This is a genomic window from Gramella sp. AN32, assembly GCF_023718305.1.
GTDB lineage: Bacteria > Bacteroidota > Bacteroidia > Flavobacteriales > Flavobacteriaceae > Christiangramia > Christiangramia antarctica.
The window spans coordinates 44,019-58,574 of the sequence record NZ_QEYO01000003.1 but is presented as its reverse complement, the minus strand read 5'-3'; the positions used below and the strand labels follow the sequence as shown (position 1 = coordinate 58,574).

The window sequence follows — 14,556 nt, the reverse complement described above, 5'->3', positions numbered from 1 at the left end:
CTAGGATCAAAAAAATAATATTGCAGGATATTACGAATAAGAATTTAAAATAAAATCAATTAATATCAATCAAGAAAATGAAAAGAATTGTAACCATCGTCATCTTAGTGCTTATAGCGGTTTCATTCGTGGGGGCACTTTATTATCTCTATCAAAAAAATCAGGAGGATCCTATTGTTTATGAGACTGAAGAACCAAGCGTTCAAACCATCATAAAAAATACGGTGGCCACTGGTAAAATTGTTCCTAAAGAAGAGGTGCTCATCAAACCGAATATTTCAGGAATTATCGATGAGATCTATATTGAAGCCGGGGATAAAATCAAGGCAAACGACCTTATAGCTAAAATTCGCGTGATCCCTAACGTATCATCGCTGCAAAGTGCGAAAGATGCCGTGGCCACTGCGAGGATCAATATGGAAAATGAGCAGAAAATATATGATCGCCAAAAATCCCTTTTCGATAAAGGGGTAATCTCTGCAAATGATTTTGATAATGCCGAAGCTTCCTTTAAAAGAGCGGAACAAAATTACAGATCTGCACAGCAGAATAACGAGATCATTAGAACCGGAACGACCAGCGGAATTGGCAGTTCTTCAAATACCTTAATTCGATCTACCGTGGAAGGAATGGTGCTGGATGTGCCTGTGAAAACCGGAAACCAGGTGATTGAAAGCAACAACTTTAATGATGGTACCACTATCGCTACCCTCGCTGATGTAAATGAAATGATCTTTGAAGGCAAGGTAGATGAAAGTGAAGTGGGGAAAATAAAGGAAAATTTGCCACTGCAAGTAACCGTTGGAGCTATTGAAAATAAAACTTTTGATGCGGTCTTAGATTATATCGCCCCAAAAGGGGTAGAGGAAAATGGAGCTATTCAGTTTGAAATTAAAGGAACGCTCAATAAAGCTGATACTACATTTATCCGCGCCGGTTTAAGTGCGAACGCATCTATTATTTTGGCGAAAGCTGAAGAAGTTTTGGCTATCAAAGAAGCATTGGTTCAATTTGATCCTGAAACTCAGAAGCCGTTTGTGGAAATTATGACCGGCGATCAGGAATTTGAAAGAAAAGATATTGAACTGGGCGTGAGCGACGGCATTCATGTAGAAGTTAAGAATGGCTTGAAAAAAGGCGATAAGATCAAGGTTTGGAACCAGTTGAAACCGGCTAATCCCATGGCTCAAAATTAGATTTTTCAATCTTTTTGTAACAACACTCATTAATTAAAGACATATTATACAGAATAACCATTATGAAGAAATTTAGCATCACCATCTTCTTAACTCTTTTTTGCGCGATCTTAAATGCTCAGGAAAAACAATGGACTTTAGAAGAGTGCGTTAATTACGCACTTGAAAACAACATCCAGGTTAAACAGGCTGAACTGGACGTAGAATTTTCAGATATTGAAAGACGTGACGCCATTGGGAACTTAATTCCAAACATTAACGCACAGGCTTCCAATTCCTGGAACACGGGTTTAACCCAGAATGTGACGACCGGAATTTTACAAAATCAAACCGTTAGGAACTCCTCTTATAATATTACGGCAGGACTCACTTTATTCGATGGTTTAAGAAATTTCAAGCAATTACAGCGGGCAAGAATGTCCAGGCTAGCCAGTGAATATTCCCTGGATAAAATGCGGGATGATATTGCGCTTTTTGTTGCCGACTCTTATTTGCAGGTGTTGTTCAATAAACAGAATTTAGAAGTGCTGCGTTCACAAAATGATGTAACCCAGCAGCAATTGGATAGAACGAATGAGCTTGTTGATGCAGGTGTTTTGCCTCAGGGGGATTTATTAGAAATTAGGGCTACAAATGCAGATGAAGAACAGCGTATCATTTTAGCCGAAAATCAAATTCGTATTTCGCTTATTGGTCTTGCACAGTTATTGGGAATTAAAGATTACCAGAATTTTAATATAGCTGAAAGGGATTATGATATTCTTGGTTCTGAAATATTAGGGAACCAAATTGATGATATCATTTCCAGGGCAAGGGAAGAAAGATCTGAAATTAAAATCGCTGAAGCCAATCGTTCGCTTGCAGAGCAGGATGTGGCCATAAGCAAAGGAGCTTATTTGCCTTCTTTAGGAGCATTTTTCAACTACAATACCCGGGAATCTGGGCAGGGAAGAATTATATCCGGAGGTGTAGATCCAGATGATCCAACCAGGACAATAGGTTTTGTTCAGGAAACAAATCAATTGGTGGTAACTCCAAATAACATTGCAACGATAGGGGAACCGCTCCCATTTTTCGATCAACTATCGAATAATGATGGTTTTAGTTATGGTTTCCAATTAAGCATTCCTGTTTTAAATGGGTTTGCCGCAAGAAATTCTGTTCGTAGAAGTCAGATAAACGTAAGAAGGGCTGAATATCAGTTAGAACAGGCGGAATTAGATCTGGAATCTAATATTTATCAGGCCTATACAGATGCAAATGGAGCTCAAAAAGCTTATGAAGCGGCTCTTGTTGCAGCTGAAGCCCAGGAAAAAGCTTTTGAATACGCTACGGAAAGATATGATGTTGGATTGACCAATGCTTTTGACTTTAGCCAGGCAAAAGCCAGATACGAGAACACCCAAGTTGAAGCCTTAAGGGCCAAATATGATTATATTTTTAAAATTAAAGTCGTAGAGTTATATTTTGGAATTCCGGTGGGGGAATTAAAATTTTAAACAATGAAAAAAAAGACTCTTTTTATAATTATCGGTGCAATCGTTGTTCTAATCATCGTATTGATCGCTGGGAAAAAAGCAGGTTGGTTTGGCAGCTCTACGAATGTTCGTGAAGTTGAGATTGCTAAGATCGAACCTATCAATATTACGGAAACCGTTTCCGCAACCGGTAAAATTCAGCCGGAAGTAGAAGTAAAATTATCTTCGGAAGTCTCCGGAGAAATTATTGAACTTCCTATTGTTGAAGGACAAATGGTGGAGAAAGGCGATCTTCTGGTAAAAGTAAACCCAGATTTGTACCAATCCAGTGTACAAAGAGCCCAGGCAGGATATCAAAATTCGAGGGCGAATTATTCTCAAACTGAAGCGGGTTTAAAACAAGCTGAAGCCGATTATAATCGTAACAAAACACTTTTTGACAAAGGAGTGATTTCCAAGGCAGAATGGGATGGAATTGTCTCTCAATACGAAATGGCACAGGCCAATAAAGAATCGGCATATTTTAGTATGCAGAGTTCTGCCGCTACGGTTACCGAGGCCAAGGATAACCTGGGCAGGACCAATATTTTCGCCCCTATGACAGGGACAATTTCCAAACTGGATGCCGAACTGGGCGAAAGAGTTGTGGGAACCCAACAAATGGCAGGTACTGAAATCCTTAGAGTTGCCAACCTTGATAATATGGAGGTTGAGGTTGATGTAAATGAAAATGATATTGTAAAAGTTTCCGTGGGAGATTCAACAATTGTTGAGGTTGATGCCTATTTAGGCAAGGAATTTAGCGGGATTGTTACGGAAATTTCCAATACTGCCGATAATCAGTTAACAACAGATCAGGTTACCAATTTTAAAGTAAAAGTGAAAATCCTGAAGTCTTCTTATGAAGATCTTTTAGAAGGAAAACCGGAAAGTTTTTCTCCATTTAGACCGGGAATGACGGCGACTGTTGATATCGTCACAAATAAGCGTTCCAATGTAATTGGAGTGCCCATTAGTGCTATTGTCATTAAAAATGATACTACATCAACCAAAAAAGTTTTTGGGGCAAAACCAGTTGTGGGAGTAGATCAAACTTATGAATGTGTTTTTGTAAAAGACGGAAACAAAGCTAAACTGAGAGTTATAAAAACCGGAATCCAGGATGATTCCAATATCGAAATCACCGAAGGTCTTAAAAAAGGTGAGGTTGTGATAACCGGCCCATATAGCACTGTTACCAAGACATTAATGACAGGTGACGAGATTGAAGTTAAGAAGGAAGACGATAAAGCTGAAGAAGACTAAATTAATTTCCCTTGGCCATAATTATTTGTTTAGAAACAGCCACTACAAACTGTTCTGTAGGAATTGCAAAAGATGGTGAAATTATAGCCATCAAAGAAGATAATAGTCCCGGCTATTCCCATGCGGAAAAACTGCATGTTTTTATCGACGAAATTTTAAAGGAAGCTAATCTTAAACCGGGAGATCTGGATGCGGTGGCGGTAAGTAAAGGCCCGGGTTCCTATACCGGATTGAGAATTGGTGTTTCTGCAGCGAAAGGATTATGTTTTTCTCTTGATATTCCTTTAATTTCAGTGCCAACCCTGGAGCTATTGGCACTTCAGCTTAAAGATGAAGAAGGTTTTAAAGTTCCCATGATCGATGCCCGTCGTATGGAAGTTTATTCCGCAGTTTACAATAATAACATTGAAGAAATTAGGAAAACGGAAGCTCAGATCCTGGAAGAAAATTCCTTTGAAAAGTACTTATCAGAAGATAAAGTACATTTTATAGGAAATGGCGTCTCCAAATTTGAAAATATCTGTACCCATAAAAATGCCATTTTTCATATTCAGAAATTCCCTTCCGCTAAGCAAATGGGTAGAATTGCTGAAGAAAAACACCAAAAAAGCGACACCGAAGATGTCGCCTATTTTGAACCTTATTATTTAAAAGATTTTATTGCGGGTTGATCTTTTTCGTTTTTTCAGATTTCTCGACCGTTCCCCTCATTTTCGTTTGATCGTATAAATAAACGTCCCTTTGTGGATATGGTATGGTCATTCCAGCTGCTTCCAGCCTGTATTTCGCTTCTTCTATCATCATCCAGTGTAAATTCCAGAAATCTTCATTCTTGGCAAAATAGCGGACTGAGAAATTAACGGAACTATCCCCAAGTTCTGCTACTAAAACCTGTGGCTCCGGCTCTTTTAAAATTAGATCCTGCTCCATCACCAGTTGCGTAAGTACCTCTTTGGCTTTTTTAATATCATCGTCATAAGAAATTCCGAAGGAAAGTTTTTCACGTCGTGTTCCGTTAAAACTATAATTGGTGATATTATCATTGCTCAACTGCCCGTTGGGAATCACTACCCGTTGATTTCCGAAGGTATCGATCTTCGTGTAAAAAAGCGAAATTTCCACCACGGTCCCCGATGTTCCCTGGGCTTCGATAAAGTCCCCAATTTTAAAAGGTTTAAGGACGATAATTAAAACTCCTCCGGCAAAATTAGATAAAGATCCCTGTAATGCCAGGCCTATGGCCAGGGCAGCAGCACCAATTGCGGCAACCAGGGAAGCGCTTTCTACTCCAAGTTGAGTAATTACTAGTACAAAAAGCAATATTTTTAAACCTCCGCTGCTCACATTTAAGGTGAATCTTTCCAGTGTAGGGTCGTAATCCTTTTTGTCGAATAGTTTTGTAAGATATTTAAGTATAAGCTTAATCAACCAAAGCCCAACGATTAGCAGCAAAATGGCGCCTACTAAGGTGGGTAAGTAATCTATTAGTTTATTTGCGTATTGTTTGGCGATTTCTCCCCAGTTATTCAATTTATCCATATAATTCATCCAAATTAAATTCTAAGCCGCCATTGTAAAAAAACTGCGCCGATTTAATCTTTATTTAATGTTAAACTTTTTTTAGCAATTCCATCGCTTCTTCTTCTGAAGATAGCGGCAACTGGCATTTTCCATGTTCGCAAATATAAATGAGATCTTTGTCATCTGAAAACCGATCTTTTAAAATCCCAATTTTAGATCTCTCTTCTGAAGCTACAACCACTGCCTGTGGAATATATTTTTGCTGAAAAAATGAGTTTTTCTTCTTGGCGTTTGCTCCCAAAATTGCTACTTCTTTAAAAGGGTAAATAAAGTTCAGCATCAAATCGAGCCAGTTGGAATAAGCTTGCGGGTAATGGGCGATTTTCGGAAAAACAGCCTTTAACATCGCTTCAGCCTTATCAACATACACTTGATTATTCAGGATTTTCCCCAGCTTAAAGAGATTTTTTGCCATTACCGAATTTGAAGCGGGAATCACATTGTCTTCGGTTTCAACCGGTTTTGTGATCAATGCGCGATCTTGTGAGGAATTAAAATTAAAAAATTCAGAATCCTTTGCAGGGAAATCTTCATGGACTATCTCCAGCATTTTTACGGCAAAATCAAGGTATTTTTCATCTGTGGTAATTTCAAAAAGAGTGATAAATGCTTCAATGACGAAGGCGTAATCTTCCAGATAAGCATTGATCTTGCTTTGGCCATTTTTGTGGGTATGAAAAAGTCTGCCATTTTCCTGAAGCAGGTTTTTTAAAATAAAATCGGCATTCTTTTCAGCAATAACCAGAAACTCCTTTTCCTGAAATGCCTTAAAAGCTTCGCAGAAACCATTTAACATCATCGCGTTCCATGAGGTGAGCGATTTATCATCAATCCCGGGTCGATCCCTTTTTTCCCGGGCAGTTTTTAATAAGTGTAGCCATTTAGCATTTTGCTTCAATAATTGAGATAATTCAATTTGCTCATTTTTGGCAAATTCTTCGAAACTCATATTTCGGATAAGCACAAAATTATCATGCTCCCATCTTCCGAAGGAATTTATGTTATAAAGTTTCGCAAATAGATTAAAATCTGAACTTAAAATGTCTTTCAACTCACTTTCGGTCCAGGCATAAAAAGCACCTTCTTCCTTTTCGCCCTTTGCATTTAAACTATCGGCGTCCAAGGCAGTATAAAAGGCTCCTGAACCATCGCTTAGTTCATTTTGGATAAATTTCAGGGTACCATAAACCACAGATTTGTACCAGGCATTTTTATTGATTTTATAAGCTTTTGAATACAATTGCACTAATTGCGCATTATCATAGAGCATTTTTTCAAAATGTGGAACATGCCATTTTACATCTACAGAATATCTTGAGAATCCGCCGGCGACAGGATCATAAACCCCACCCCAGGAAATTTTATTGAGCGTATGAAAACAAAATTCCAGTAATTTTTCATCCTTATCCTGATAGGCATAACGAAGTAAAAACTCATAATTTGTAGGCATCATGAATTTTGGGGCTCTTTTGTAACCTCCGTGTTCCTCATCGAAGGTATTTTGCCATTTTTCAAGGATGTTCTCGAGATATTTTTTTTCAAAGATTTGATCTTCAGACGGGGCAGGGATAATATTGGCGCTTTGGATCCCTTCTTCCAGCTGCCTGGCATATTCAATTAGTTGCTCCGGATCGTTTTTATATAATGCTGAAATTTGACCAAGCGCATCCATCCAATGCCCTTTTTTGAAATAGGTGCCTCCCCAAACCGGGCGGCCATCCGGTAAAGCCACAATATTCAGGGGCCAGCCACCGGTTCCTGTCATGATTTGGACCGCAGTCATATACACCTGATCTACATCTGGCCTTTCTTCACGATCTACTTTTATACAAAGGTAATTTTCGTTCATTATTTTAGCCACTTCTTCATGTTCAAAACTTTCGTGCTCCATGACATGGCACCAGTGACATGCCGAGTATCCTATACTAATAAGAATAAGTTTGTTTTCTTTTTCAGCCTTTTCGAGGGTTTCATTGGTCCAGGGATGCCAGTCTACAGGATTGTGTGCATGCTGCAATAAGTAAGGACTTGTTTCGTGGATGAGTTGATTGGTAAATTTTTCTGAATTCATAATTGCTATGGTGAACTTTATGTGGAAAACCTTAAAAGTAAAAATTAATAGGTTGGGAATTAAATACGTTTTTGTAATATTAAACTTTTATAAACTACATAATTTCTGATAATTTCAGGAAAAACCACAAATTTGTTGGTTGATAACTTAAAACTGTATGGAACAAATTTATATTGTAATGCTGGTGGCCCTTTTTGCCCTTGCTATTACAGACCTGGTAGTTGGGGTTAGTAACGACGCCGTTAATTTCCTTAATTCTGCTATTGGCTCCAAAGCTATTTCCATGCGAACGATCATGATCGTTGCCAGTTTGGGGGTAGCGGTGGGAGCAATCTTTTCCAGTGGGCTCATGGAAGTCGCCAGGAAAGGAATTTTTATGCCCGGGGAATTTTACTTCGATGAGATCATGATCATTTTTATGGCGGTGATGATTACCGATGTTTTATTGCTTGATTTCTTTAATTCATTAGGTCTTCCAACCTCTACCACCGTTTCCATTGTGTTCGAATTATTGGGGGCAGCGGTTTGTTTGGCACTAGTAAAGATCTATACGCAAACCGATGGCAATGTTTCTGAATTAGTCAATTATATCAATACTTCCAAAGCTACTGAAATTATCATAGGTATACTCATGGCCGTAGTAATTGCGTTTTTTGTAGGAAGCGTGGTACAATATATTTCAAGACTTATATTTTCCTTTCAGTTTGAAAGAAAAATGAAATATGTAGGGGCAGTATTTGGTGGGGCCAGCCTAACCGCAATCCTCTATTTTATTGTCATTAAAGGTCTAAAAAGTGTGCCTTACATTTCTGAAGGTACTATGGAATATATTGATGAAAATACCTGGTTAATCGTGGGAACTGGCTTGGTGATGTTTTCCCTGATCTCACAATTATTGATGAGCTTCTTTAAAGCTAATATTCTTAAGATCATTATCGTGATTGGAACTTTTGCCTTGGCGCTTGCATTCGCCGGTAATGACCTGGTGAACTTTATAGGAGTCCCTATCGCGGCATGGCAATCTTTCCAGCTTTGGGAGGCAGCTTATTCTGTGACAGGAGTTTTACCATCTGAATTTGCCATGACCGGTCTTTCAGGAAGTGTGAACACCCCTGAAATCTTATTAATAGCTGCCGGAGCGATCATGGTAATTACGCTCTGGTTTTCCAGTAAGGCGAGAGCGGTGGTAGATACCGGGATCAACCTTTCCAGGCAGGGTGATGGCGTAGAACAATTTGAACCAAACTGGTTGTCCCGCGGGATTGTACGCTATTCTATTATAATGGGCGGGGCTGTTACCTCGGTTTTGCCCAAAGGCTTGATTCAAAGCGTGGAAAGAAAGTTTAAAAAGTCTGAGAGTATCTCCAGAAGCAAAAGAAGGGATGCCCCCGCTTTTGATATGGTACGGGCTTCCGTTAACCTGGTCGTGGCCAGTGTGCTGATCTCTATTGGTACCAACTTAAAATTACCTCTTTCTACTACTTATGTCACTTTTATGGTGGCTATGGGGACGTCACTTGCTGATAGGGCCTGGGACCGTGAAAGTGCGGTATATAGGGTTGCCGGAGTTTTAAATGTGATTGGCGGGTGGTTCGTTACCGCTCTTGTTGCTTTTACAGCTGCCGCTATATTTGCTGCCATCATTTATTATGGGGGGACCATCGCCATGGTAGTGCTCATTATACTCGCCCTTACGTTGGTAACCCGAAGTGCCATTCTTCATTCTAAAAATAATAAGCAGGAAAGGGATAGCAAAAAGTTTAATAAAAGTGATATCATCACGATTAAGGAAATCACTTCTGAAACTTCAGAAAATATATCAAATGTAATTGATGGGATTAATAAGCTTTTTACTAAGACTGTTGATTATTTAGGGGTGTATGATCTTGGAAAATTAAAGAAAACGAATAAAAAAATCAATAAACTGGAAGAAGATGTTGATGAATTAAAAGGGAATATTTTTTACTTTATTAAATCTCTTGAAGAAGATTCTATGGAAGCGAGCAAGTTCTATATCTTAACGCTGGACCATCTTCAGGATATGGTACAGTCTATTAGTTTTATTACCAGAAATAGCTATAACCACGTCCATAACAATCATAAAAATTTAAAATTCAATCAGATTCGTGATCTTAAAAGAGTTGATGAAAGAACACAGGTGTTGTTCGATGAGATCAAGAAAATTTTTGATGACCACGAGTTTAGAAATATCACCAAAGTTTTAGGTGAAAAACAAGAGCTCTTGGATTATGTAAGTGAGTTGATCGATAAGCAGGTGAAAAGGATTAGAACTTCAGAAACAAGTCCTAAAAATACCAAATTATACTTTGGACTTTTATTAGAGACCCGGGATCTTATAAGTTCAACCATGAATCTTTTGCAGTTATTCCAGGAGTTCTATAATGAAGCCAAAATTTCAAGATATTAATCTAAGTAATTCCCAGATGCTTTTGCGTCTGGGTTTCCGCTTTTCACCTCTCCCCTGGGAGAGGTTGGAACTGCTTTTTCGCAGTTCCGGGTGAGGGGAATATAAAATTTCGGTTTTTTGACCAGAGGCCAAAATAAGACCGGTGCAATAACCCTACGTCTTGCCTGGGGGAGAGTCGGTTTTAAGAAATTTTTTATTAAAAAATCCCTCGTTTTAGGGGGATTTTTAAGTTTTGTACTGAGGTGATTAACCATTTATCGCTTCCACATATTCAACTTTATCCTTAAGCATATCCCGAAGCATGGTTTCAATTCCATTTTTTAAGGTCATCGTAGAAGAAGGACAACCACTGCAGGCACCCTGAAGGATAACCTTAACCGTTTTATTTTCAGGATTATAACTGTCAAAGAGAATATTGCCACCATCGCTGGCTACAGCCGGTTTTATGTATTCATCCAGAATTTCAACAATCTGCTGGGAAATATCATCCAGACTTTCAAATTTCTCTTTTTGCTGAATACTCTCTTCTTTCAATTTTTCTTTAGCCGAAGTCCCATTCTCACCAGACATTACTTCATTCCCTTCCTGCAGAAATTCCCGGATAAATTCCCGTAATTCCAGGGTTATATCGTTCCATTCGGCAATATCAAATTTTTGTATGGAAACATAATTTTCATCTACGAAAACTTCTTTTACAAAAGGAAAATGAAACAGCTTTTGAGCTAAAGGAGAATTTTTAGCCTCATCAATATTCTTGAATTCTGCTGCCTGAAGCACCAGTTTTTTATTGGCAACAAACTTCATTACCGCCGGGTTCGGAGTGCTTTCTGCATAGATGGTTACCGGTACATTCCCGGTCTTCGCATCAGATTCTTTTATGATAATCCCGCCTTTATTCAAGTACGCTTCAATTTGCTGGGCAACTTCTGCCTGCACATCTGCCCACTCGACAATATCATATTTCTCAATCGCAATAAAATTTTGGGCGATATAAATCGTTTTTACAAAAGGCAGATAAAATAATTGCTGGGCAAGGGGAGAAGTTTTAGCTTCATCTATATTCTTAAATTCAAAGTTTTCGTGCCGTGTAAGGAACTTATTCGCTTCGAATTTTACTATGGAAGTTTTATTAGTGGGTACAATATTTATGTGGAATTCGCTCATTACAATATTTTGTGCAAAATTACTAAAGAAAAACTAGGTTTTATATATATTTACAAGCTTTATGTTTTGCAATTCTCTGGCTATTTTCGACTTAAACAATAATGTGGATATTTCAAAAAAAATCATCTGTATAGTTTTGTGCAGCCTATTTTTTCAAACGACAGTATGTTCACAGGAAGTGATCCCAACTTATTCAGATTATCTTACCGATAATTTATACCTCATCCATCCTTCTATGGCCGGGGCTTCAAATTATGATCAAATTCGACTGACAGGAAGGACGCAATGGTTCGACGTGGAGGATGCTCCCAACTTACAAACACTATCGATAAACTCACGAGTTACCGATAAAATTGGTTTAGGCGGGATCCTTCTTCGGGATGAGAATGGAAATTATTCCAAATTGGGAGCTTACGCGACTTTTGCTTACCATTTAATGTTTTCCAGAAGCACTGTGGATCTTAATCAATTATCCTTCGGAATAAGTGGGGGGATTATTCAGCATCGATTAGATCAAAGCAATTTTACAGAATTTGATCCTTTGTTGGGTAGCAATAATCAGAATGACATTTTTGGAAATATGGATCTGGGAATTTCATATTACGTGAATGATTTTTATTTTCATCTTGCCGCTAAAAATATATTATCCATAAAACGTGACTTATTTTATTCAGATGCCGTACCAAGCAATATGCGGAAATATCTATTTTCAACCGGCTATGTTTTTGACTTAAATCCCAATGATGCCTGGAGTTTTGAACCTTCAGTGATGTTTCAGTTACGGGAAGCTACAGATGAAATGAATATTGATGCGAATATCAAAACCTATTATCAGCTTGAATTTGGGGAGCTATGGGGCGGCTTATCCTATCGAAACAGTTTTGAAGGCGCTGAATATACGTTAGATGGTGAAGAAATAAAAGATCAGCAACTACAGGTAGTTACACCTTTTCTTGGGGTGAACTATAATAAATTTATGGTTGGGTATACCTTTAGTTACCAGATAAATTCGCTGGTGCTTAGCAATAATGGCTTTCATCAAATCACTTTGGGGTATAACTTTGGAAAGTCAAGGCAACGTTACGATTGCAATTGCCCGGCGATCAATTAAAAATCAAGATATTTTACAGAATAATTATTCTTGCTGAAGTTTAAGATTTCTTTTAAAACTTCAGGGTTTGTATTTGTATAAAATTCTGGAATGATCTCCAGATTTTCAGAATTTATCAAAGAATTTTTTTCTAAAATTGCTTTAGTTTGCCTGGCCACAGCTTCGCCGGAATCTATTATTTGAACCGAAGAAGGTAATATCTTTTTTAGTAGGGGGATTAAATAAGGATAATGACTACAGCCAAGTACTAAAAAGTCAATTTCAGCCTGTAGCATAGGTTCCAGTAAATTACCCAGCAATGCTTCAGTTTCTTTGGAATCTTTTTTACCACTTTCAATGAGTTCCACAAAACCATTTCCTTCTACTTCGATAACAGTAATATCAGTGGCATAACTTTCCGAAGTTTTTGAAAATAATTCGCTGGCTAAAGTTCCTTTCGTGGCTAAAATTCCTATCGCTTTATTCACGCTTTTTAAGGCCGCAGGTTTAATCGCCGGTTCAATTCCTATAAAAGGCACGGGAAAGGTTTCTCTTAAAACTTTAATGGCATTTGTGGTGGCCGTATTACAGGCAACTACAATCATTTTACAACCAAAGCCGAGCAAACGCTCGGTGTTTTTTAGGGAGAGTTCGATGATTTTTTTCTGACTTTTGATCCCATATGGCGCATTTTTACTATCAGCTAAATAGATCGTTTTTTCCTGGGGAAGCAGGGAATGGATCTCTTTCCAGATGGAAGTACCGCCAACTCCTGAATCGAATAAACCAATAGGTTTTGATGATTGCATAGATACAAAAATAAAAACTGCGCCCGAGTGGAGCGCAGTTTTCAGAATTTTATTTATGTGAAAATTAGATTCCCAATTCTTTCTTTACATCTGGCATTAGATCATAACCATCTGCTAAAAGAACACCTGTTCCGGTTGTAGAATCCAACACGTAGTCATATCCTTTTGCCCTGGCAACTTTCTGGATAGCTGCACGAACTTTTTCAAGTACCGGTCTTAAAAGATCATTCTCTTTCTTTTGAAGGTCCTGTCTTGCATTGGCACTATGTTCCTGAATTCTTCTTTGAGCCGATTGGATTTCTGTAGCTCTCTTCTGATTTTCTTCTTCAGTTTTTGTAGCGGCTTCAGCTTCGTATCTCTGGAAAGTACTTTGAGCTTCCGCAGTCATATCTTCAATTTCAGCCTGATATGTTTTGTTTAGTTTTTCAAGCTGATCCATTGCGCTTTTGTATTCAGGTAAAGATTGTACCAAATCCTGAGTAGCGATGTGGGCAACTTTAGATTGTGCATTCGTGAAAGCGGTAGCGCCAATCGTTAAGGCTAAAGCTATAAAAAGTGTTCTGAATTGTTTCATTGTAATAGTAGTTAAGTTTAGATTTAAAATTTAGTTTACTGTGTCTTTCTTTTTCTCTCTGGCTTTGAGGATGGAATCTTTTCTTGCTTCTCTTTCTTTAAGAATTTTTTCCCGTCTTGCCTCAAATTCTTGTTGCCTCGCGGCTTTTAATGAATCTCTTTCTTTTTGTTTTGCGAGGATAACGGCCTCTCTTTCATTTTGTCTTTCTTCAACTAAAGCCTCTTTCTCCTCGATCACCTGGTCCTGTTCAGGGGTCCTGCTCTCAGCCCTCTCCATTTCAGCGATTTCATCTTTGCCCTCCAGCTGCTCCCTGTTTGCAGTTCTTTTGATGGTTCGCAACACCTGCTCACTCACATCAAATTGTGTATCTGCATATATCATTCCAATATCTGAAGAACGATCAAAAACAAAGTCAAGATTTCTTGTTTTTGCAATTTCCTGCACCGCCGAGAAAACCTGATCCTGAATTGGTCTAACCAATTGCTTTTTCTGAATCATATAATCACCATTGGGGCCGAACCTTTTTTGCTGATAATCCAAGGCCTGCTTTTCCATATAGTCGATCTCATCTTCTCTTTCTTCGATCAATTCTTTGGTAAGCAAAGCACGCTCGTTATCTAAAATTTTGCGCATGTTATCAACATCCCGCATTTTAACTTCAGCCTCTAATTTCCATTCCTGAATTCGTTTTTCCAGCTGATTGTTGGCTTCCTGATATTCTGGCACATTTTCAAGAATATATTCCATATCGATATACCCCAAACGAATCGCTTTTTGAGCTGAAGTTACCGTCGTTGAAAAACAGAGTAAAATCAGTATGTAAAAAAGCTTATTTATCATTGTGATCGATTATAGAAAAT

Annotated in this window: 12 protein-coding genes; 6 read left to right on the top strand and 6 right to left on the bottom strand. The window is 38.3% G+C overall.

Annotated features, from left to right (window positions below):
• Positions 1-77: 77 nt before the first annotated feature.
• The 4 genes from DHD80_RS04690 (at position 78) to tsaB (ending at position 4,650) form a co-directional block, all read left to right on the top strand.
• Entirely contained in the window at positions 78-1,196 is a 1,119-nt protein-coding gene (locus tag DHD80_RS04690; RefSeq protein ID WP_251739990.1) for an efflux RND transporter periplasmic adaptor subunit, read from the top strand.
• Positions 1,197-1,258: 62 nt separating this feature from the next.
• Positions 1,259-2,695 carry a TolC family protein gene (locus DHD80_RS04685; protein WP_251739989.1) on the top strand — a complete coding sequence of 479 codons (1,437 nt, stop codon included), beginning with the start codon at positions 1,259-1,261 and terminating at the stop codon, positions 2,693-2,695.
• Positions 2,696-2,698: 3 nt separating this feature from the next.
• A complete protein-coding gene (locus DHD80_RS04680) occupies positions 2,699-3,979 on the top strand; it encodes an efflux RND transporter periplasmic adaptor subunit (protein WP_251739988.1) in 1,281 nt (426 codons plus the stop codon).
• An 11-nt stretch (positions 3,980-3,990) separates the two neighbouring features.
• Positions 3,991-4,650 carry a tRNA (adenosine(37)-N6)-threonylcarbamoyltransferase complex dimerization subunit type 1 TsaB gene (gene tsaB / locus DHD80_RS04675; RefSeq protein ID WP_251739987.1) on the top strand — a complete coding sequence of 220 codons (660 nt, stop codon included), beginning with the start codon at positions 3,991-3,993 and terminating at the stop codon, positions 4,648-4,650.
• Here the strand turns inward: tsaB and DHD80_RS04670 are convergent.
• Positions 4,637-5,518: a mechanosensitive ion channel domain-containing protein gene (locus tag DHD80_RS04670; RefSeq protein ID WP_251740255.1), complete on the bottom strand. Its 882-nt coding sequence runs from the start codon at positions 5,516-5,518 to the stop codon at positions 4,637-4,639. The two genes, tsaB and DHD80_RS04670, sit on opposite strands and share 14 nt — an antisense overlap.
• Before the next feature lie 70 nt (positions 5,519-5,588).
• Positions 5,589-7,631: a thioredoxin domain-containing protein gene (locus DHD80_RS04665; RefSeq protein ID WP_251739986.1), complete on the bottom strand. Its 2,043-nt coding sequence runs from the start codon at positions 7,629-7,631 to the stop codon at positions 5,589-5,591.
• A 157-nt stretch (positions 7,632-7,788) separates the two neighbouring features.
• Here DHD80_RS04665 and DHD80_RS04660 point away from each other — a divergent pair, with 157 nt between their 5' ends.
• Complete coding sequence (locus DHD80_RS04660) at positions 7,789-10,059, top strand: inorganic phosphate transporter (RefSeq protein ID WP_251739985.1); 2,271 nt, start codon at positions 7,789-7,791, stop codon at positions 10,057-10,059.
• A 246-nt stretch (positions 10,060-10,305) separates the two neighbouring features.
• Here DHD80_RS04660 and DHD80_RS04655 read toward each other — a convergent pair whose 3' ends face one another.
• Complete coding sequence (locus DHD80_RS04655) at positions 10,306-11,223, bottom strand: NifU family protein (protein ID WP_251739984.1); 918 nt, start codon at positions 11,221-11,223, stop codon at positions 10,306-10,308.
• A 61-nt stretch (positions 11,224-11,284) separates the two neighbouring features.
• On the opposite strand from DHD80_RS04655, the gene DHD80_RS04650 reads away from it, so the two are divergent.
• Entirely contained in the window at positions 11,285-12,334 is a 1,050-nt protein-coding gene (locus DHD80_RS04650) for a type IX secretion system membrane protein PorP/SprF (protein WP_251739983.1), read from the top strand.
• On the opposite strand, the gene murI is transcribed toward DHD80_RS04650, so the two are convergent.
• From murI to DHD80_RS04635, 3 genes are all read right to left on the bottom strand, one after another.
• The gene (gene murI / locus DHD80_RS04645; protein ID WP_251739982.1) at positions 12,331-13,122 is read right to left on the bottom strand and encodes a glutamate racemase; all 792 of its coding nucleotides are present in this window, start codon (positions 13,120-13,122) and stop codon (positions 12,331-12,333) included. The two genes, DHD80_RS04650 and murI, sit on opposite strands and share 4 nt — an antisense overlap.
• Before the next feature lie 64 nt (positions 13,123-13,186).
• The gene (locus DHD80_RS04640; RefSeq protein ID WP_251739981.1) at positions 13,187-13,696 is read right to left on the bottom strand and encodes an OmpH family outer membrane protein; all 510 of its coding nucleotides are present in this window, start codon (positions 13,694-13,696) and stop codon (positions 13,187-13,189) included.
• Between the two features lie 30 nt (positions 13,697-13,726).
• A complete protein-coding gene (locus tag DHD80_RS04635) occupies positions 13,727-14,536 on the bottom strand; it encodes an OmpH family outer membrane protein (RefSeq protein ID WP_251739980.1) in 810 nt (269 codons plus the stop codon).
• Positions 14,537-14,556: the final 20 nt, after the last annotated feature.

Bases quoted from the DNA above. Each gene is read 5' to 3' on its own strand.
- DHD80_RS04690 (WP_251739990.1), top strand. From the start codon at position 78: ATGAAAAGAATTGTAACCATCGTCATCTTAGTGCTTATAGCGGTTTCA.
- DHD80_RS04685 (WP_251739989.1), top strand. From the start codon at position 1,259: ATGAAGAAATTTAGCATCACCATCTTCTTAACTCTTTTTTGCGCGATC.
- DHD80_RS04680 (WP_251739988.1), top strand. From the start codon at position 2,699: ATGAAAAAAAAGACTCTTTTTATAATTATCGGTGCAATCGTTGTTCTA.
- DHD80_RS04670 (WP_251740255.1), bottom strand. From the start codon at position 5,518: ATGGATAAATTGAATAACTGGGGAGAAATCGCCAAACAATACGCAAAT.
- DHD80_RS04665 (WP_251739986.1), bottom strand. From the start codon at position 7,631: ATGAATTCAGAAAAATTTACCAATCAACTCATCCACGAAACAAGTCCT.
- DHD80_RS04660 (WP_251739985.1), top strand. From the start codon at position 7,789: ATGGAACAAATTTATATTGTAATGCTGGTGGCCCTTTTTGCCCTTGCT.
- DHD80_RS04655 (WP_251739984.1), bottom strand. From the start codon at position 11,223: ATGAGCGAATTCCACATAAATATTGTACCCACTAATAAAACTTCCATA.
- DHD80_RS04650 (WP_251739983.1), top strand. From the start codon at position 11,285: ATGTTTTGCAATTCTCTGGCTATTTTCGACTTAAACAATAATGTGGAT.
- murI (WP_251739982.1), bottom strand. From the start codon at position 13,122: ATGCAATCATCAAAACCTATTGGTTTATTCGATTCAGGAGTTGGCGGT.
- DHD80_RS04640 (WP_251739981.1), bottom strand. From the start codon at position 13,696: ATGAAACAATTCAGAACACTTTTTATAGCTTTAGCCTTAACGATTGGC.
- DHD80_RS04635 (WP_251739980.1), bottom strand. From the start codon at position 14,536: ATGATAAATAAGCTTTTTTACATACTGATTTTACTCTGTTTTTCAACG.